Here is a 20,400-nt window from a genome sequence, read left to right as displayed (position 1 = left end):
GGGCAGCTGCTTACTTTGCCTGGAGGGTAGCGAGCAGCTCTTTGGCGGGCATGTATCCGGACATGGACTTGCCGGAATCGGTCACGATGTGCGGGGTACCCTTGAGGCCAACCTGATTGGCGACCTTGGAGACCAGAACCAACTCTTGGGCACCCTTGCAGTCACCACCAGAGGAGTTTTTGTTGGGGCTCGCCATGAACGATTCCATGGATGATTTTGGATCGTCAGCACAGAGAACCTCCTGCATCTGACGATTCGTCAGCGTGCCGTTCCCAGACCGTGCGTAAGGAGCGTACTGCACCGTCACCCCCAGCTCATTGAGAGCGGGAATCTCGGCATGCAGGCGCTGGCAGAAGGGGCACGATGGATCGGTGAAAACGGTGATCGTGTGCTTGGACTTTCCCTTCGCTGGGTAGACCACAAGAGCAGCTTTTGAGATCGAAGCCAGGGCTTGCGCGCGGCCTACAGTCAGCGCTTCTTCGCTGATGTTGCGCCGATCCTGCACGTTGAAGAGCGTGCCCTGGATCATGTACACCCCATCGGCCGTGAAATAGGCAACGTCCCCACCGGAAACCAACTCCCACAGGCCAGGTATTGGCGCGGGCCGGATAGCGTCGATCACCAGGCCAGGCATTGCTTTGCGCAATTTGGCTGCAAGGGCTTCGGTTTCGGCCTTCCGTTCGACGCTCAGCGCCTTCTCTGCGGGGGGCGCGGCTGACGCACCTCCGCTCACAAAGAGCGTACTGGCTGCTGCAAGGGCGACGAAACAGCTCAATGCTGCGGTGCGAATTTTGATCATGTTGATGGAAAACAATTGCATTTTGATTTGCTCAGAAGGTTGCTTTAGTAATTGTATGACCGATTGCGGTGTATTTGCAATTCACGTCAATTAATTGAGTTCAGGAAACAGAGTTTTTCAGGTATGGCAAGAGCATCTTTACGGTGCCGTCCATGGTCCGAAGCTTTTTGAGAAGCTCTTTCGTCGTAAAGGTCACCGTCAGGAAAGTGCCGTGTTGCGGCACCTGGGCTTCGACAACGAAACGGCCAATGTCGAAAAGCATGGTTTTGTCGGAGGCCTCGGAATCGCCATCTCGGACAGTTACGGGTGGAGTGATGCTTGCGTACCGGCTGGTCAGGCTGTCCAGCAACGGGGCCTCGTTCTTGTTTGCCCAGCCGCGGTCCACGGTCAATGCGACAAGCTGAGCTTTGCGAGAACCTTCAAAGTCCAGCGTGACCATGTTGCAGCCCGCCACTCCCATCAGTCCGAACTTGCTGGATGAGGCAAGGTTGATGAAGGCTCCACCGGTTTCAACCGAAGTGCCATCGGTGACCATGACATAGCCTCTGTGGGAAGCTATCAGCTGCTGTATAGGTGCCCTCACCTGGGTGATGGTGGTCTCACCCAGCGACAGCCAAGGCAAGACTGGCAAGGCTGTGATCATTTGCTTCTGCAGCTCAGTCATCCCGCCCTTAGGCTGGGCCGGAGCGGCGACGGAAAGCATTGAAGCAGGAGCGAGCGACAGGCCTGCAAGGCAGCTGAGTGTGGCGCGGCGCGAAACGTTCATATCGGGCATGTGGTTGATCCCAGCTCGTGCTACTTCAACTCTTCGGCAAAACCGATGCCGGAGCCACCATCCATCTTCACGCCGAAGCGGCCGATGGACGATGCTTCAAGGCCGGACTGGGCCGGTGAGCCGTCATAGAGGATGGACAAGTTATTGACCGTGATCGCGGCCCGATCAACCACAAAAGGAATTTCATATGTTCGCGATGCGTTGATAACAACTCCCGCCGAGTCGAGCGTTGCACGCATCACGTGAGCTCCGTCCACCAGACCTGCGGGCAGCGGGAAAGTGAATCGCCGGTACTTTGGGTTTTGCCCTGCAAGAAGGATTTCCGAAGCTTCCAAAGCGTCTATCCGGCCAACACCAGCAAGACCCAGCAGGCATTCCCAGCTCTCCACCAAGCCGTTGATCGCCGACATGCTCGCGTCCATGGAGGCACCAATCAAACGCGCAGCGCGGCAAGCAGGGACGAAGCCTGTGTCAGACACATCAGCCTGGCTCATTACGTTGTTGATCAGCGTCTTCACGCTATAGCTGTAAGTGGTGCCGCGAACCGGTGGGACGTCGACCACTTCCAGAGCGGTGATGCCGCTGCTCGGTGTGATCTCTGTGGCATCACGGAACACCCGGTAGCGGATAGTGCTGCCCGTAGCGATGGCTGGCCAAGTTACCTGAACGTCGTTCTCCCGCGTGCCATCTGTTGCGACGACCGACAAGGGCGACTGCACAGGCAACACAAACGCAGCGCTTGCGAATTCCAGCGGAGTGAAAAGAGTCACGCCGATGGGAGGAACGGAACGCGCAACAGCAACCAATTGAGCGGAATGCAAAACGCCGTAGTCGAGGCCAGCTACAGACCATGTGCCGCTGTCTCCGATCTCTTTGGACTGACCGACAGGCGACTGATCGGACGCCAAACGGAGAGATCCCACAAAAGTACCAAACGAGGCGGTACTAAATACACCCGTCGTTGGGCCCAGTGCAGCATTCACCGTGGGTGTCGAGCTGACGGCACCAGAAGCAGAAACAATGAGGCCACCAGGAGCCACCGTCCACGAAATCGGTACAAGTACAACGCGACCTTGGGTAGCTGCTGTCGCATCGGCGTACGTGACCCGAACAGTGGCGTTCACCATCTGCCAAGCATTTGCGTTTGCTCCCAACGTCGAGGAGGACATTTGCATGGTCACCGGCGCGTTCGGGGTCACTGCATTCAACACGACCGCAAGGCTGGCGTTTGACTCATCCAGGACTTCAACGCGCGCCTTCAACGAACCTGAGTAGGCACCCAGATCCACTGTCACTTTTGCGAAATCACCCCCAGCGCGGTTGACCACAAAGCCCTGTCTCGTGGCGTCGCCAAACGAGCCCATCGTTGCCGCAAGCGAGACGACTGGAATGGGCAAGTTTTGGTATGTGACTGCTGAGGTTGCGCACTCACTGGCTGAGAACACGCTATTCGATACGGAGGCCTTGAGATTAATTTTCACCTCGTTAGGCTGCAGGTGCGCGGCGAGGGGAAATGTCGCGATCCAGTTTGATCCGTTGAAGGTCATTGGATACGCTATCCCATTTCCTTCTCCCTGAATATCGCCCCACACTCGAAGCGAAGCAGCTTCGACGGAGGATGCACCGGCCAAAGTGGCAGTTACAGTAGCGTTGGGATTGAAAGTCGTAGAAATATCGGTATTAACGGCTGAACATTTCGGCGTGTCATAAACAACAATACTTGCCGAGGTCGAAGCCGTGCCAAAGTTGCTCCCGCTCTTCTGCATAATCCGCTGCAAGGTGTAGGTCCCCGCAGAGGATGGCGCAGTTCCAGTGAGCGTCGTTGTAACCTGAGCATTGTTTCCAGTAGTTCCAGCAAATGCTGTGAACGGGATACCCCAGGAAATAGCGCCATTCGTAGAAAAGCTTCCTGTTCCGTAAGCAGCACTAGTCCAGGTTTCGGACCCGATATTCTTCCAAACCTGGGAAAACGTGAAGGATTGATTTACGCCTAGCTTTGCTGGAATCCCTGTTTGCGAAATAAACTGCGGCCCGACAAAAGGTTTTATGTACCCTGTCTCCGTAGATGACCATGGGGAAGTGCCAAGATTATTTTCAGCGCGTACCTGAAATTCGTATATGCCGTCATCAGGCACGGTTGCCCACGAATAAGTCAGAGCTGAAGTTGTAACCGCGGGGATAAGATTCAACCAACTAGTGGTGCCTTGCTTACGATATTGAATACGATAGGCAGACGCGCCAGAAGTGGCTCCCCACGATAAGTTAATACTTGTGGAGCTGACCCCATCTGTGGCAGAGAATGTGAGAGGAGCTTGCATACTAGCGAAGCAACCCCCATCGGATACAGTCCAAGTGCCCGACCCTGAACAAGTCGCTGAAGCTTGGCCCGTTGCGCCATTCGAAATGTTTGACAGATTTAGAGCAGTGCCAATGTCTGATTCATCAGCATGTGCGCTGCAGAAGTTACCGCTGCCCCACCGCAATGTTTGGGCTGGGCAGCTTGGAGGGACATAAGGCTTGATGAGCAAAGTAGAACCCGCCCCGCCCATCCACATATCGTTGAATCCGCCTGCGTCAATCTTTACGCATTCGAATTCATAGTCAGAAGCGTCATCAACCTGTGCACAAATTGGCGTTGATCCAACGTTGTTGACCTGGAACTCTGCTGCATATGCAGTATGCGTAAATGTGTAGTTCGAATTAGGGCCGACCGTCGCGTTTTTACCCGTGGATAGGAGCGAACTGGATTGAGTAGCTTGAGCGCTAAGCCAGATTTTCACCGTGCCGGCAGAAGACCCACTGGTCATGTTAATAACAGACCAGTTTGCTGCACTTGCGGAATGTGCGGCAAATGAGAAAGCGGCGAAAACGCACAGTCGCACCAGATTGGATTTGATGCGGATCATCAAGCCATTTACCAATGAATGGTACTTGGCAAAGTTAAAGCTTTTATTCATTTGACTTCCTCTGCAAAGCCGATTCCATTGCCGCCATCCATCCGAATGCCGAACCTGCCAATGGACGTTGCTTCAAGTCCGGCTTGCGCTGCAGAGCCGTCATAAAGAATGGTCAGGTTGTTTATCGTGATCGACGACCTGTCCATCACAAAAGGAATTTCATATGTCCGCTTTGCATTGATAACTACCCCAGCGGAGTCGAACGTGGCTCGCAGCGTGTGCGATCCATCATTCATTCCGGTCGGTATGGGGAAAGAGAACCTGCGGTACTTTGGGTTTTGTCCAGCAAGCTGAATTTCAGACGATTCCAAGGCGTCTATGCGGCCGGCACCAACGAGCCCCTGCAGGCATTCCCAGCTCTCCACCAACCCGTTGATTGCCGACATGCTCGCGTCCATGGAAGCACCGATCAGACGTGCTGCGCGGCAAGCAGGAACGAAGCCCGTGTCAGTCACATCAGCCTGGCTCATGACGTTGTTAATCAGCGTTTTCACGCTGTAGCTATAAGTGGTGCCGCGCACTGGTGGGACGTCGACCACTTCCAGTGCGTTTATGCCGCTGCTCGGTGTGATCTCTGTGGAGTCCCGAAACACCCGGTAGCGGATGGCGCTGCCCGTTGCGATGGCTGGCCAGGTCACTTGCACGTCGTTCTCGCGCGTTCCATCTGTCGCGACAACTGATAAAGGGGATTGCACAGGCAACACGAAGGGGGCGCTTGTGAATTCCAGCGGACTGAACAAGCTAATGCCAGCGGGAGGAATTGCGCGTGCAACTGAAACGAGCTGCGTGGCAAACAGTTGGGAGTAGTCGAGTCCAGACACAGTCCAGCTTCCCGTATCAGTAACTGGCTGTGCGCCAACGCTCGACTGATCAGCGGCTACCCTCACTGAGCCAATGAAAGAACCGTAGGTAGAAGTAGCGAAGGCGGGGCCTGAAGGATTCAAGACCGAGGTCACGGTAGGGGTCACACCCGTTACACCACCCGCGCTCACAGAAAGACCACCAGGTCCTGCAGTCCAAGAGATTGCGAGCAGGAAGCTCTTGCCCTGAGATGCTGCGCCGGCGTCCGAATACGTCACTCGCACCGTCGCAGCTTCAATCCCCCACGCACTGGACAGCTTGTTGAGCACTGAAGACGAAAGTGAAAGTGATGTCGGCTGCGACGCAGTGACAGCGTTGAGCGATGCAAGGGGTACGTTGTTCGCGTCGATCACTTCAACGCGCGCTTTCAGCGAATTGCTGTACGAACCAAGATCAATGGTGATCTTGGCAAATTCACCGCCCTGCCTGTTAGCTACGAAGCCCGGCAGCGATTGATCCCCGAAGGTACCGAATGTGGGTACCAGCGTTACGGCTGGAACAGGCAATTGCTGAAACCCGACAGAGCTACCTGCACAGGAAGCAGCACTGAAGAGACTGTTGCCCACCATCCCTTGAAGGTTGAGCTTTACCTCGCCAGGGCTCAAATGAGCCGCTACAGGAAAAGTCCCCACCCAGTTGGTGCCATTGAAAGTCATCGCATAGGTTGCTGCGCCTGTCTCTCCTTGTGCATCACCCCAGACCCGAACATTCGCAAACTCAACGGACGATTCGCCTACCAATGTGGCTGTAATAGTGGCATTTGGATTGAAGGTCGTGCTGAGGTCAGTGGTCAGTGCGGAACAAGTAGGTGGTCCAACAACAACCACCGTCAACGGTGTCGATGGTTCGCCAAGGTTAACGCCGGACTTTTGCACGATTCGCTGAAGGGTGTAAGTCCCGGGTGTCGCAGGAGCCGTCGCGGTAAAGGAAGACGTGACCTCTGCCGAGGTTGCCGTGGTTCCTGCGAAAGCTGTCACGCCCAGGCCCCAATCAATTGCCCCTCCAGCGCCAAACGGTGCCGTCCCATAGGCGGCGCCGGCCCAGGTTTCAGCACCTGTATTGCGCCAGACCTGGCTCAAGGGGAATTTGCTACCGACGGCCACTTTGAGGGGCACGTTGGACTGCGAAATGAAAAGTGCATTTAACGCAGCTCGGATGAACCCAGTGTCGATTGCGCTCCATTCCGAATTGCCGACGTCGTTCTCTCCGCGAACTTGGAACTCGAAAACGGACGGGTCTGCAACGCCGGTCCATGAGTGAGTAAGGGAGGCCGTGGAAGTCAAATCTGTCCACGTCGGGACGCCCGTCTTCCGGTACTGCAAGCGATAAGTCGAAGCTCCTGGGATAGCCGACCAAGACAAGTCAATCCGCCCCGTCAAAGTGCCTTTTGTTGCGGAAAGACCTGTTGGAGCGTTAAGACTTGCCGAGCAAGATGACGCCGTCACGGTCCAGCCCGCGACTGAACATGACGCGGTGCCGGAGCCTGTTGCTCCGGTTGTGGAGTTGGTCACCGAAAAGGAGTCGCCGGGAACACCTGCTGCGACAGGTCCTGAACAGAAGTTTGAGGTCCCCCAGTTAACGTTTTGTGCGGGGCAAATCGGTGCAGTGGATTTATCCACCTCATACGTAGCGTAACTCCCACTCTGGCTATATGAGCGGGTAGTGTTCGGCAACATATTTGCACATGTTGTCGATCCGTTCTGATAAACGCACGCTTGATCGCTAGCAGTATTCTTTACGAAAAGGGTGGTTACTGGCTCCAATAACGGGAGGCCCTCACCTGGTGCCAACGTGCCTACTTTTGTGGAACCACTAACGAATTTTACTTCATAGCCTATTGTCCGCCCGCTGGTTGCACGATTCAATAGATAGGAATCAACTTTTGTGAGTACAACCCATTGCTGAAACCGCCTAAGTCCGTACGGTGTAGTGGAATCAGCACCAACCTTGTAGGTATTCGCGGACGTGCAAGGTGTAGCACTTGCATCCAGAAATCCGGAGGGAGAATGCCGCATGCAGTAATACAAACTCCACGGATTTCCACCCCCGACGGAAAAGGGGCTGATGTATGGGTTTACGCGAATGCCATCAGTGAAATTCCCGCTGCCGCTAGTGCTTACTCCGGGAGGAGCAGTAAATGAAGAGCTGCCACTACCACCCCCCCCAAAAACCGCTCCATCGTTAGTCAGATTAACCGTAACAGCGTTCGGCAGATCATTCTTGACATATGCATACATTGTGACAGCATATGCATTCATAGTCGCGCCTAAAACCAGCGCTATGATAAATTTCGCGACGAATGATTTCACAGTTAACCCTTCGCCGTCTTGTTTGCGGTGGCCTTGCCGCCAAATTCCAGCAAAAATTGATCCGCGTTGGCGTCACCCAACTTTGAAGCCTTCTTCAGGTAATAAATCGCCTCATCAACGTCTTTCTGGGCGCCCCTTCCATTTGCAAGCATCCAGGCGTATGCAGTTATCGACTCAACGTGGCCAGCCTTTGCTGCCATGAAATACCAGTGGATTGCAGCGCGGTCGTCAGGAACCCCATGGCCGTGATCGCCACGAGTGAAGGCGTAAGCAACAGCGGCCATGGATTTCGGCACGCCATCTTTTGCTGCCAAGTAGTACCAGTTGAATGCCGCACGTGGATCTTTTGCGAGCCCGAGCCCACCCTTGTCGTACTGCTCAGCAAGGATGAATTTGGCTTCAGGAATTGATTGCTCGATGGCGCGCTCTAGAAGCTTGAGAGCCTCGTCTTTGCTGCCGTCCTCGATCCGCTTTTTGAGGAGCAGCACGAGCGCGCCTTTGTGCCCGCACTCAACAGCTTTGCCTGCTAAGTAGTCGCCGTCTTTCTTGTGCCCTTTGGCGTAGAAATCTTGCGCTGCACGAAACATCGATTCCGGGTCGCCATACTGCGAACCCATCCAGTTGAGATGGCGGACCATGAAGGGGCTCTTCTTGAGTCCTCGACCCTCTTCATACATTTTGGAAAGGAAATGATGAGCACCACCGCTGCCGTTTTGGGAAAGCGGATACATGACACGGAAAGCGTCAACCGGACGATTCTGGTCAAGGTACCCATCAGCAGCTTCAATCTGGGTGCGGTCCAGATTGGCGGAACAAGCGCTCGCAGTTCCAGGCATCGCGGCGCCGAGGAGGAAGCCTGCGGAGATGGCCAACAACCTGTTGATGATCTCCGGGCGAATTCTCTTGTTCATTTTTTGTGCTCACCACAGAATGACGATGCACTAATGGTAGGGAGGACGACCCCCTCGAACACCCCCCGAAAAGCACGCAAAAAACGCACTTTTCAGCTATTTCCCTGAGAATGAATTGCCAATTAATGGGTTTGCAATTATAATTGCGACATGCAATTATTAAGGGCAAAGAAATGTCTTTCCTGATTTTATTAGTTACTGCGCTTGGTATAGGCTTTGTAGTTAAAGCTATCTATGGCAATCGTAGCTCCGAGTCAATCCAAGATGAGATCGAGGATGAGCCCGCCATGAAATTCGATCCGATCTTGAAAGTCGGAATCCCTAAGCCAGGTGATTCCGATTTCATTTAACGTCTACCCATTGGGGTTTTAGATTTGCCAGCGTCAGTTGACGGGTTGTCTTTGGCATAAGGTTTCGCAGATGGCGTTACCGGTGCAGACGCAGGTGCAGGCCCACTTCCGCCGCCCCCCTGAGAAAGATTAATCCCACCATCCCCGCCTAGTTTAGGGAGCTCGCTCGCACTGCCCCCCGAAATAATATTTGTGGTTGAACTGCTCGTTGAACCTGTTGAGCCACCGGACTGCCCCCCCCCTGGAATTAGTGATCTTGCTGTATCCATGCTGGCTGACACCGCTGAACCGAGCGCAGCTGGCGCAACACTTGAGACCTTGGCTAAAGAATGTGAAAGATCAGATGACAGCTCCTGAGCTTTCGTAGCGCCTGAGCCCAACATATCATTCAGCGTTTTAGTCGGGGCAACGCCGTTAGACCCTTCAGGCCCATTAGCACCACTGTTCTTACCTTCCGACTGAGATCCAAAGATTTTGTGTCCGACGCTAGTTTGGTTTCCTGCGCCGAACTGGTTGATATCACCGCTCATTGGGATAGCTGATTGAGCAGCCGATGATTCCTGAGATGCCTTTACCAATGGGGCAGTGTTGGTTAAGTTTGACTGAATAGAATTCGAGGAATTAAGTGCCTGGGTTTTTGCGGCTTCACCAGCTGCAGTCACAGCGCTTAGGCCTCCAAGTGCTGCTCCCCTGGCTCCATTGGCTTCCTTCTTGTGTTCGTCCATTCTTTGTGCAACGCTGCTATTGAAACCACCAGTCGCGGAAGCAGACAAACGGCTATCTGCTGCTGCAACCGATTGCGCGACGGAAGGTGAAATTTTTGATTCCATCGCAGAGATGTTGCTTGCAACACCTGCAACTGCATCAAGGCTATCCTTGACTGCTTGGAGTGGTTTCGTAATATCCGCAGATCCGGCCGCTTTAGCCAATTGCGCCATTCCCAGCTGGGCAGCGATTTTTTCCTGAGGTGTCGAAGCTGTTGCCGCCATATCGGAAAGGGTGTTCCAAGCCGCAGCCATCGCCACTTGGTCCCTACCTAATGCGGTTGAAGCACCGGTCTTGTCGAGCCGTTTCATCTCCGCAGCCGCAGATTCGCCAAGGGCTTTTTGCTGATCAGAGCTCAATGCTGAATTTGCAATACCCTGTACTCGGGATAACGCGACGCCGTCATTACCCGTACTACCGTTGAATTGGCGGCTAGATTGGGCCGCCCAATTGGAAACGACTGAACCTCCGTCAATATCTTTCCCAACTGATGCCGCGGAAGTTTGAGACGCTTGCGAAGTAGCCTTATCTGCCTTGTCCAGCGCATCAGTTTGGGAAGCAAGCTTTGAGAATGTTTTTTGTAATGCGTCGGCCTTAGTCGCTGCATTTCCGTACTCTGCGCCGTCTGTAGAGCTTGATCCAGAAGACGCAGATCTACCTCCAGAAACACGAGTTGACTCGGATGTGCCTGCATCCTGTTGTTGTCGAGCCCCGTTCGAGTTACCTGCTTTTACATCTTGCGATACCGCCTCTTTAATAGCACCAGCAATATTAGCGCCCACGTTCAATCCATTACCAAATACCTTAAACCCCCCGGACGCGTTAGCTTCAACGCCAGCGCTGGCCTGAGTGCCAGTTGAATTGGTCTGACCTGAAGAGACGTCAAACGAGCCGTATTTTGATGAAATCTGCCCAGTTTTAGAGTCGAAGCTAAAGCTTAAATCACTCGATGACATTGCCTGCGCTGTCTTCGCGCCGCCAATTTTCTTAGCGGAACTCTGGACTAATTGAGCCAGTTCAGAGAATGCCTGCTGTGATTGGCTTTGCAATTGCTGTCTTGAGGATGCGGAGGATTCCATTGCCTGTGCAGTACCGCCTTGTACTGCACCGGACCCACTTAGCTTCGCTATCCCCGGTAAAGCGGCCGATCCATCACCGCTTACACCAACCCCGGCCGACGTCATGCCCCCTTGCATAGCAGCCATACCACCGTGAAGGGCGTGACCCATCCCTGCTCCCGGAATAGCCCCCTTCGCACTACCCGGATTCATCACATCTGCGCCCCCACCACCTGCACCTCCACCCTTGAGTGCAGCAGAAGAATCGCCCTTGCCTGATGGCATTGCCTTAGACACCATTCCAGAAAGTGCAAACATACTCCCCGTCATGATGGCAAACATGAGATAGGGCGCCTGCTGGATCATGTTCGACGCCGCAATAGTTGTCGTATAAGCATGGCGCATAAAAAACGCCATGTACTCGGGCGTGAAACTCTGGGGGCTCACCATGTTTCGGATTTCAGTCTGGTACCACGACATGACGATGGCCATCATTGGAATCCAACTCTGTGTCCACATCCCGAAGAGTGCGTACGATCCGGCAACCTTCAAACCGCCCTGAGGGTTTGCCGCGACGATAAACATCACGATGGGAGTCGAAGCAATAAACACGAAGAACAAAATGTCCATGAACTTGGGAGCGGTCGTGCTCACAAGCATGCTCTGCTGAGATTCGGACTTGGCCCACTCAAACAAACTCGTGTCGCGCCTGATTGATATTGCTTGATCCAGCGGAGCATTTGCACTGAATTTCATGGTGTCAGCTAGCGCATAAAGCGTCACGTTCGCGAATGCCAACGAATCCATTTTCGAATTAGAATCACGAAGTCGGTTAATGTCGGTGAGCGCTTCATCCCAGGTCCTTTCGGTCTGTGATGCGGCTCGTGCACTGGAAGAGTATTTCTTGATCTCTGCGCGATTGGCCAAACCATTCATGGCTTTGCTCACCGAACCCACCCCATCTCTTTCATTCTGAGCGACACTCAGAAAGTGCGACGCTGCGTCTGCACATGAAACAGCACGTCCACCCCCACCGCCAGGAATATATGGGTTGGTTGTATCGAAAACGATTGTCTGGCCTTGCAATTCAAGAGTATCTGCGAACGACTGCAAAACATTGCCAGAAACTTTGAAGTCGGTATTTGCTAATTTACCGCTTGCGCAATACCTGCTTGCAAGGCGCATCGACTCCACAAGATTCTGGTCGGCACAGGACATAGGATCTGACGGGCACATCGTGATTGCCATCAGGGCGCGAGCTGGTGTAAATGGATGGGAATCACCGCTGACGGATAGATAGTCTCCATCCACGTTAACCATGACAGCTTCGATTTTGCTGGTCATGTAGAGGGCAAAAGCCCCCGCCACGGACGCCGGCAGGGCTATGGCATATGGAACGTCATCAACGACACGTGGCGGAGCGGCATTGTCGAACTGCTCGACTGTGACGGTGGTTTTCGGCATGAACATTGCCCAAACCACAATCACCTGGATCACCATCACATCGAGCCTCAAACCGTTCCTTGTCACCCCCTGGGCAAGGATAAAGATCAAAGACAGCATCAGCCCGGTCTTGATTGCGGATGCAACCCAGTCGTCTTGTCCAAAGAACATGGCCATCGCGCTGAGGGCAGACCCGACCGTGGCGGGGTCGGAGACCGTGTAAATAGTGAATGCCATGATTCAATTACCGCTGAGCCTGAGGACGAATGGGGGACGTGGTCATGTGCTGAGCTTGGGTGAGTAACTTGTACATGCCGTCGATCATCCCAACCAGGTCCTGAGTTTTGGGGCGCATCCCAACCAACTGTTGAGTCTTCGAAGCCAACGCATCTTTGTATGCCTGAGGCGTGTCAACTTCCGTCTGCCCCGTAAATGCATTGCTTCCGATACCGAGAAGTTCCATGGCAATTAGATATTCAAAGTACGGTGGCAATGTGTTCGACAACAGCATGCCCATGGTTTCAGCGACGCCAGGCGTTTTTTGTGCCTCGTAAAGCATTAGAAGAATTGGAACCGGAATTACAGCTAGCATCTGTCGAGCACGAGGCGACAAGTTACTGCCATCCAGGTTTACAGGTTGCTTATGTACGAACGAACCGATGATTGAGTCTGCGGTATAGGCAGCGCGGTTATGCGCATCAACCGTACCAAATAGGGCCAAATTGATTGTGTCCTCGACACCCCCCCATTCACCCACGGTCATAACACTGGTCGCCACACGGGTGCATCCTTCGCTCCAATTAGTGCAGCGAAGAATTGAGACACCTTGCGGACTGGTGGAACGGGTACGGGTAAGCTTGTCCCAGGCGGTAATAGTCGGGGAGTATTCCGCAGGCTTGTTGTCGCAGCGCTCCTCGGATGGAGAACCCGTGCATTGCCCATCGCTGGCTTCTTTGCTTCGGACAATTGAGGTGCCAAATAGTGACTGAACCATTTCCGTCACTTCTCTGGTTGTCATAAAAGCGCGCAAAGTATTATTCCCCGCATCCATCGTGTGTTGGGAAGCACGCCAGACCATATTGCCGAGAACCGGATTGCTTTTGGCGACTTCAGCATCTCCACCTTTCGCGGTAACGGATGGCTTTTCGCTTTGGGCCTTGTTCGTCGCCGCAGTCGAGTCGGCCGCACGATTTGCACTGACAGAAAGCTGCTCGCCAATCTTTCGGCCGTGCTCCATCATCTTGTCTTTGGTGGCGATCATCGACGCCATTGAGATAGCACAGGTATTTTTTGCAAGGCTATTGAGGTCTCGAATCGCCTCTTCAAGAGTTTCAAGAATTGCACCGCATGGGCTACACATCGACTGGATGGCCAATTTAATTGCATATCCCACCGCGTTTGCGGCAATTGACCGGATCAGCTGCTCAAATTGGGCACCGTTGATAAAGCTGAATGAGCCAAAGAAAATATCAACGCCCCCACAACCGGCGTCAATTTTTGGCGCGGCGAATTGTACGATTTCAAAACCACGGCCGGGTGCTCTCACGGATAGCGACCCACCGTAATACCCCCTCAGTCGTTGAGTATTGATGGCCTGCGCGCCTGTACCACTGACAAGGAACATTTCACCCATCGCGTCTTTCAAGCCCGCATGCACGTCCTTGGGCGCTACAGCGCCGCCGATAATCGAAGCCACTAAAACGGAATTGACAACCCCGGCGAACAGTTTTTTATAGCCAATCATTTGCATGTCAATATCTCTTCTCAAGTCGTTGTTGTGCGCCGGGTGTCAGGGCATTTTTGTCTTTAAGCATTTCCTTGCCTAACTCCTTGATATCCTCGGGAGTCAATATCCCGCGTTCTTCTGGGAATGCGTTTTTACGCTCCACCCCAGTAATAAGCCCAGCAGCATCACCGGCAATCAAAATGCGCTCTTCCAATAGGTCCTGGGAAAGCAGGCCTTGCGTAATGACAGTGACCTTCGCGGGAGGTACGACAAGTGCGACCGCTGGGCGGACGCCGATACGAAGTGTTTTGGACTGGCCTTCGTCTTTCAGGACGTTGGACCCGCCCATCAACCAGCTCGGCCGCTTGCCGTCGGGGGTGATGTAAAACACCTCGAACTGAAGCTCCTTGGCCAATCGAGCAACGATGGGGTACTGCATGGCGCAGAACGGGCATTGGTCATCGAGAAAGACCCACAGGCCCGCCTTCTTGTTGAGCCCCTTCGTCGCGGCTCTCTTGGCGTCGATAGACCATCCCTGGAAGCTCCCGCGCATGCCGGATGAAAACGGTGAGCGCACTGACTCGTCGAGCAGCGTGTCGAGCAGCGACTGCTTCTGAAACTGGCGTGTGAAGTTGCTGGCCTTGTCCAGCATGACTCGCGTCGCGTATCGATAGTTGCGAACGTTTGCCTCACTAGGGTCGTCGATGGCAGCGTGAATGACGCTCATGTATTCCTGCTGGAACCACTTCACGCTCAGCGGCTCGACCTCAGGCGCCTTTGCCTTGGGGGCCTCCAGCTTGATGATGGAAGGAGTGGGCGGTGCCTTCTTCGGAAGAGGCTTCTTCTCTTCCTTTAATGGCTCTGGTTCTCGTTCGTACCAAAACCACCCCTCTTCCCCGCTCTTGTACATGTTCACATCCCGTGCAGGACGGGATTCGCTTTGAGCAGCGGCAAGCCCACAAAGGGTAAGTAGCGCAGCAAGCAGGAATGCCGACCTGGTCAAAATCAATCCACGCATAGATCTGCGAACTCCAGGTTGTGCTTTGTTGTGGTTGCGATGCGCATACCCGCTTCCACGGCCTCTTCAAGCCGCTTTTCCATTTCGGGTGTGAGAGGCTTGATGCGTTGACGCATCGTTGCCTCGAAGTCGCTTGTTTCGGTCACTCCGCCAAGCCTGGTTGCCATCTTCATGGCCATGCGCCAGTGATACTGCGCAGTGAATCCTTCAGCGTCGGGAAACCAACGCGACGAGTGAAGGTCACCAGTGAGCATCATGATTTCCGGCAGGTGCCACTTCCAGCGATTCGTCATCATGCGAACCTCATGAAGGGCAACTGCTCTTTCACTTTCTGTCAGCTTGCTCATGGACTGGGTAAGCAGCCGCATGTAGTGATACGAGCCGGGGATGTACCCATTTCGAGCAGAGGCACGGTAGTGAAGAAATGCCTTCTTCACATCAACCTTGCCCGTAGCTCCCGTCTCAGTGAGAAGACCGGAGAGATAGTGAGCTTGCGCGCCGACAGCACCACGCGAGTTGAATGACGATGCGCCAGACTTTTCAAGCAGCGAAAGAATTCGCTGTGCAAGCTGTGGGTTCACCCCGTCAGGTGCCGACTGATAGAGGAGCAATGAGGCGTTCCATCCGGCTTCCTGAGACTTGGCCGCGCGCTCATACATTCGCATTGCCATGCCCAGGTCACTCGGATACCCGTAGAGAGCCTTCCGTGCAACATCACCACGGGCACGGAGCATCAGCGGCTCCCCGACCTTGAGCTTGCTCGACACTTGATCTACAGCCTCTTTTTTCACCCCGGCATTGGCGGAGGTTGTCGGCTCATTTGCTTTCGCAAGCTGGATGCAGACCGAGATCCTGTTGTTGTCCTTCGCAGACTCCTTGACGGCGCTGACCACCCCTTCAGAGGCACACGCGAGTGCAGGGAACGCTACCACCAACAAGGCGACCATGAGTTCACTTTTCATAGCCTGGCTCGCCCAACCGTACGTGGTGCCACAGCCTCAACACGCTTCTCGCCAGGTGGCGGAATTCCCAAGCGGCTCTGATTCACGAGCACGAGTTCGTGCTCCTCAAGGGCCTTCTCGCGCTTCGGAGATGCTGAGAGAGCATCTAGTTTTGGTTGGCTTTCAGAGGCATCTTTCGCGGGAGCCTTCGACTGAATGTTCTTACGAGCATCCTTTTCTTTGGCAGAAGATGCAGCAACAAGCACAAGGGCTATGCAAACGCACACCAGCACCAATCCCAGTAACCCAAATCTCGCACCGTCCATGACACCCCGCCCTTCATCGAAGACTTATCGGCCCCTCTCGAACGGCTCGGGGGGGCGAAATCTATCCGATCAATGGTACGGAGCGCACCCCTCCAATACAGGTGCGAAAAGCAAGCGAAAACAGCACGTTAAACGGCTGGGACGTAAAAAAGGCCGCTTGACGGCCTTCTGTGGAGTTTGTCGAAGATCTCGTCACCCTTGGGGTAAACGAAAAGGTCCATAACTATTGTCGAAAATGTCCATAAAAATTGTCATCTACGGAGTGCTCTTGCAACCAGGATAGGTGAATGGCATCAGTCGTGAGTCCTTGTAGCAATGTTCTGGAGCCTCTTTCAAGACCTCTGTGTTGTTCGTCACATTTGGGATGTTCTGACCTAACAACTCAGCGGACTTCACTGCCGGAACCTTGGTGGTGAAATTACCCTGTGGATCTGCATCGCGACCGACAGTCATTGTTTCCTTGATTCTGTTTTGCGAGATGCCGTAGTTCGTTCGAGGGTCAGCCGGATTTAGCTGCCCAGACTCGATAAGAGCATCGGTCCACTCCGTCAGGTCGACACGACTCCAGTCGACTGCGGCCAGCTCGAAAGCAGTGAATCCACCGCAGTTGATGTTGCAGCCGCCGAGACTGCTGCCGTCGTTGGCTGACCTGAATCCCCGTGGGCGCGATCCGGTTAAATTCTTCTTAATCAGCTCGGACGAGATGACCCGAATAGCAATCGATTTGTAGCAGCAGTACAGCTGGCGTTTCTCTACGCACCCCAGCAACGGGACCTTCTTGTTGCAACAGCTGTCCGCGAACGTACATAGTCGCCACCTGTCCTGCATCCCCCATTCGTACTCCTCCTTCTTGCAAGCAAAGATGATGTGGCCAATCAAGCGCGCAATAGAGTAGATCTGGAATGCAAACATCAAATTCTGCATCCCTGCAGTGAACTCCAAGCCATTTGCACCTGTTTGAATCACCATTCCGGACAGTTCCTCGCCCCCGATTTTTGTGAGGATGTCCTGAATCCCGGCCATGATCTGCTGTTCGAATCCATGGATCAGTTCTGATATTCCCCCTGCCTTGCCGACGCTACCCACGGCCTCAGGAGCAGCGTTGCCGCCCACCAGATTGTCGAAACCGGCCCTAAATGGAGTGATGAACTTATCGGTGACGAATTGAGAGGCACTGCTATAGGCATCGACTACGGGTTGCTTCACGTCACCAAAAAAGCGAGAAATTTGCCCATACACCTCGGACCCCTGCATGGCCTGCATCACACCCATGCGCTGGCCAATCTTTCCCAACGTTTGAAGAGCTGACAGGTACTCCATCCAACTAGGTGCTGACTTCGCCCCTTTCTGAGCTTCTTTGCAGCAGTTCGGGGTCAACCCAATCTCATTGCCGATTGGGATCTTGCAGTACATGGCCTTGCCACCAAAAATATAGGGCGTGCACGCTTGTGTCACGCTCGTTGGCTTCTCTCCCGTTTCGAGGCAGACCATGTCCTCGACCATGGCGTTGACGGCCTCCATAGCACCTACCGCTCTGGCGAAGTCGCCCCCGTGCGTGCCTGCCAGGTTTGGTCGGTGGCACTGAGTTCCCAGGCAGCGCATCGCCCCGGAACAGGCATCACCCAACTCCTCAACGATGACTGGAATGGTCGAAGGCTTTGTTTCACCGCAGTCATAAGCAAGGGTCGGGTTGTAGCACTGCCCGGTGAATGGACCCTTGAAGCGAGTGTCACATCCATCGTTCTCAGGAACCCGCTTGCAGCTGGGTGAGTTTTCAAGCGGAACGCCCTTGTCGTCTGCCGCCAGGTTGCAGTCCGTCGCCCATTGTTGCCCATCGCGCAAGAAGGTCCGCAACGTACCCTTCTCATTGTTCATGGTGCTGCAGGACGTGAAAGGCTCCGCATCTGCCAGCCAGCACATCGGATCATCGAGAAGCTTGATTGGCGGGCCATTGGGCGTGGGCTCAGACCCTACACCGTTGTCGTACTCGGAAGGCATGACTGTCGATGCATCAGTGCCCCAGGTCTTGAGCAAATCAACAATGCCCTTGTTCGCCAAACCAGGCCCGAACGTCACACCGCCCACTGAACGCGTTGCCGAGGTTTCCTTGCACGTCAACTTGCCGCCCTTGCAGAACCCATCCGCTATGTATTCCATGTACCGTTCACAGCCAGCAAAGGTGTTGATGGTCACGGAGTAGGCCTTAGCCATCATGCGGATTTCATGAAGCGTTCCATCTCCGCTTGCTGTCCCGGTTGGGAGCCACTGAGCTAAAGGGGAGCCGTAGTTCGTGAAATTGCTTGTAGCACCAGCCTGCGCATACACGCCATCAAAGGCGCTTGCCTTCGGATCTCCACCCATGGGGTAGTGCAGGTACTCAAGGTACTTCCCTTCACTGGTACCCAGAGGGTCATCAGGGATCTCGGTAGAACAGCGTCCTTGTCCTGGGCAGATAGCCGCGCCCATGATCGGGAATGACGTATCGATCTGACCTTGAACGTTGGTCGGCTCTTTCTTGTACGTGAAAAGCGGGTTGCCGTCGGCATCTTTGATCTGCTTGTTGGTCGCAGGATCAATGATCGGCACCTTGGTCTTGTTGAATGCCTTGACCGTCAGATAATTGTGCTCGCCCATGTAGGAGAGACCGAACGAACGGCGCAACCCATCGCAACCCTGCGGATAGGGATTGACCAGCGTTTCCGAGCACATCTGCATGTTGGGTATGCCATAGGACCCACCTTGGTTCAGTTCGACTCGCGACACTGCATCACGTGAGCATTGGCCAATCAGCTCTTGTGCCTTCGCACTTGCAGGCGCGTTGACGCCAGTGATCACACCCGCGCGTATTGAAGGGTCAGTCGTGTAGTCCTTGCGGGCCGCATTGTTGGCCATCTGGTCATTAAATGTCTTGCCGTATCTATCTGAAGATGGGTGGGCCACATCGTCGTACATCGATGCAATGTTCGCGCCAAAGGAGCCCGGACAAAACCTGATGGGATCTCCACCTATCGACCCGACCTCGCAAACTTCTGGCGGGTCTGGCGGGCACGGGTTTCCTGGAGCTGGCTCTGTGTACGTGACCTTGGTCTGGTAGAGATCGGCCGTCAGGTAAGCCGCAGTTGCGCCAGTGGGTACAACGTGCGTATGGACTGTCTTCCAAGAATCAGACGGCGACCCATAGCTGACCATCTCCCCAACCACGCGCTGGATTGCTCCTCCGGTGCTGTATCCCAACCAATGGTTGTACGTGAAGTAGTTTCGCCCCTTGGAGGAAGAGAAAGGGGTATACGTGTAGCGAATCGTGTGGGTCTCGCCCACACGCTCCCAGTAAACGCTAGGCGAGGCGCCGAGAGTGGCCACCTGCATGTTCAAAGGCCCGCCCAGGTGCTTTCCAGGAACGGTGATCGTCTGGTACTCCACTGGATTGGTTCCAGGGATAGGTTCTTTGACCAGGTCGAAGAACTCCACCTTCAATATGCGGTGCGTAGCTCCGGTCGCAGCCAGATCCACATTCTGGCGCTCGCGCAGTATGAAATCAGTCTTTCGGCATCCGTCTCGGCGGAGATTGCGCCGGTTCTGTTCGGCGACGACTTTGGTCAGCGATGGGTTGGCATACAGCGCACTGCCCATGTTGCTCATCTCAGACGCCTCGTTCTTGTTGAACCCCGGCATGATCTCTGAGAGGTTGCTCCGGCCTGGTGCAGTGTCGTTTTGGCCGGGGTTAACGCGCTCCACGGTATTGGTCTGGTTGGCCAAGTCCGCCCTTTGGTAGCTGGCGCGACCAACCGCACCACCCTTCTCTGCTCCAGAAACCATCTCCTGAACGGTGCGCGTTCCGGCCCGTTGGCCCTGCCTCTGCGCCTGCGCATCACTCGTGGGATCAGAAATGGTTCTTGGCTCTCGTACGGAAGGCTCGACCGCGTCAACCCGAGGAGCACGAACGGGTGCAGAACTATCGAAGCGGCCATTCAAGAGCTTGGAAGCTCTCTGATTGATAAGGGTGTCGCTTGTGGCCGTGTCTACACGTCGCTCAAGTACAGCGCTGTCTCGCTGAAGGGACGTTGGGGCTTGGTCTGGGAGGCCTTGTGAGTAGGCCATCATAGAAATACTGGGCATACCGACCGCAGCCCATGCCAGCATCAAGCGCCCAACCGCTTTGAC

General features: G+C 54.4%; 11 protein-coding genes. 1 reads left to right on the top strand and 10 read right to left on the bottom strand.

Going from position 1 to position 20,400, the window contains the following annotated elements; all coding sequences use genetic code 11:
* Nucleotides 1-10: 10 nt before the first annotated feature.
* The 5 genes from ACSQ3Q_RS25075 to ACSQ3Q_RS25055 all read right to left on the bottom strand — a co-directional run bounded on the left by ACSQ3Q_RS25075 (nt 11) and on the right by ACSQ3Q_RS25055 (nt 8,612).
* Nucleotides 11-820, bottom strand: coding sequence for a DsbC family protein (locus ACSQ3Q_RS25075; RefSeq protein ID WP_436137183.1), 810 nt, complete (start codon nt 818-820; stop codon nt 11-13).
* 79 nt (nt 821-899) lie between these two features.
* Nucleotides 900-1,574, bottom strand: coding sequence for a hypothetical protein (locus tag ACSQ3Q_RS25070; RefSeq protein WP_436137182.1), 675 nt, complete (start codon nt 1,572-1,574; stop codon nt 900-902).
* 20 nt (nt 1,575-1,594) lie between these two features.
* Nucleotides 1,595-4,531 carry a hypothetical protein gene (locus tag ACSQ3Q_RS25065; RefSeq protein WP_436137181.1) on the bottom strand — a complete coding sequence of 979 codons (2,937 nt, stop codon included), beginning with the start codon at nt 4,529-4,531 and terminating at the stop codon, nt 1,595-1,597.
* Entirely contained in the window at nt 4,528-6,675 is a 2,148-nt protein-coding gene (locus ACSQ3Q_RS25060) for a hypothetical protein (RefSeq protein WP_436137180.1), read from the bottom strand. The genes ACSQ3Q_RS25065 and ACSQ3Q_RS25060 overlap by 4 nt, the downstream gene beginning before the upstream one ends.
* A 1,028-nt stretch (nt 6,676-7,703) precedes the next feature.
* Nucleotides 7,704-8,612 (bottom strand): tetratricopeptide repeat protein, encoded by a 909-nt coding sequence (locus ACSQ3Q_RS25055; RefSeq protein ID WP_436137179.1) that lies wholly within the window; start codon nt 8,610-8,612, stop codon nt 7,704-7,706.
* 173 nt (nt 8,613-8,785) lie between these two features.
* On the opposite strand from ACSQ3Q_RS25055, the gene ACSQ3Q_RS25050 reads away from it, so the two are divergent.
* A complete protein-coding gene (locus tag ACSQ3Q_RS25050) occupies nt 8,786-8,962 on the top strand; it encodes a hypothetical protein (RefSeq protein ID WP_436137178.1) in 177 nt (58 codons plus the stop codon).
* On the opposite strand, the gene ACSQ3Q_RS25045 is transcribed toward ACSQ3Q_RS25050, so the two are convergent.
* The 5 genes from ACSQ3Q_RS25045 to ACSQ3Q_RS25025 all read right to left on the bottom strand — a co-directional run bounded on the left by ACSQ3Q_RS25045 (nt 8,959) and on the right by ACSQ3Q_RS25025 (nt 19,995).
* On the bottom strand, nt 8,959-12,465 hold the full coding sequence (locus ACSQ3Q_RS25045; protein WP_436137177.1) for a conjugal transfer protein TraG N-terminal domain-containing protein: 3,507 nt from the start codon (nt 12,463-12,465) through the stop codon (nt 8,959-8,961). The two genes, ACSQ3Q_RS25050 and ACSQ3Q_RS25045, sit on opposite strands and share 4 nt — an antisense overlap.
* A gap of 7 nt (nt 12,466-12,472) precedes the next feature.
* Complete coding sequence (locus ACSQ3Q_RS25040) at nt 12,473-13,978, bottom strand: conjugal transfer protein TraH (RefSeq protein WP_436137176.1); 1,506 nt, start codon at nt 13,976-13,978, stop codon at nt 12,473-12,475.
* 1 nt (nt 13,979) lies between these two features.
* On the bottom strand, nt 13,980-14,972 hold the full coding sequence (gene traF, locus ACSQ3Q_RS25035; protein WP_436137175.1) for a conjugal transfer protein TraF: 993 nt from the start codon (nt 14,970-14,972) through the stop codon (nt 13,980-13,982).
* A complete protein-coding gene (locus tag ACSQ3Q_RS25030) occupies nt 14,960-15,934 on the bottom strand; it encodes a hypothetical protein (RefSeq protein ID WP_436137174.1) in 975 nt (324 codons plus the stop codon). Before ACSQ3Q_RS25030 ends, traF begins: the two co-directional genes overlap by 13 nt.
* A gap of 560 nt (nt 15,935-16,494) precedes the next feature.
* Nucleotides 16,495-19,995, bottom strand: a complete 3,501-nt coding sequence (locus tag ACSQ3Q_RS25025; protein WP_436137173.1) for a conjugal transfer protein TraN — start codon at nt 19,993-19,995, stop codon at nt 16,495-16,497.
* Nucleotides 19,996-20,400: the final 405 nt, after the last annotated feature.

It is taken from the genome of Acidovorax sp. LjRoot129 (genome assembly GCF_964253765.1).
GTDB lineage: Bacteria > Pseudomonadota > Gammaproteobacteria > Burkholderiales > Burkholderiaceae_C > Acidovorax.
This window is presented reverse-complemented; position numbering and strand designations above follow the sequence as displayed.

Coding starts and splice junctions, on each gene's coding strand:
- ACSQ3Q_RS25045 (WP_436137177.1), bottom strand. CDS start 12,465: ATGGCATTCACTATTTACACGGTCTCCGACCCCGCCACGGTCGGGTCT.
- traF (WP_436137175.1), bottom strand. CDS start 14,972: ATGCGTGGATTGATTTTGACCAGGTCGGCATTCCTGCTTGCTGCGCTA.
- ACSQ3Q_RS25055 (WP_436137179.1), bottom strand. CDS start 8,612: ATGAACAAGAGAATTCGCCCGGAGATCATCAACAGGTTGTTGGCCATC.
- ACSQ3Q_RS25050 (WP_436137178.1), top strand. CDS start 8,786: ATGTCTTTCCTGATTTTATTAGTTACTGCGCTTGGTATAGGCTTTGTA.
- ACSQ3Q_RS25040 (WP_436137176.1), bottom strand. CDS start 13,978: ATGCAAATGATTGGCTATAAAAAACTGTTCGCCGGGGTTGTCAATTCC.
- ACSQ3Q_RS25075 (WP_436137183.1), bottom strand. CDS start 820: ATGCAATTGTTTTCCATCAACATGATCAAAATTCGCACCGCAGCATTG.
- ACSQ3Q_RS25030 (WP_436137174.1), bottom strand. CDS start 15,934: ATGAAAAGTGAACTCATGGTCGCCTTGTTGGTGGTAGCGTTCCCTGCA.
- ACSQ3Q_RS25065 (WP_436137181.1), bottom strand. CDS start 4,531: ATGAATAAAAGCTTTAACTTTGCCAAGTACCATTCATTGGTAAATGGC.
- ACSQ3Q_RS25070 (WP_436137182.1), bottom strand. CDS start 1,574: ATGCCCGATATGAACGTTTCGCGCCGCGCCACACTCAGCTGCCTTGCA.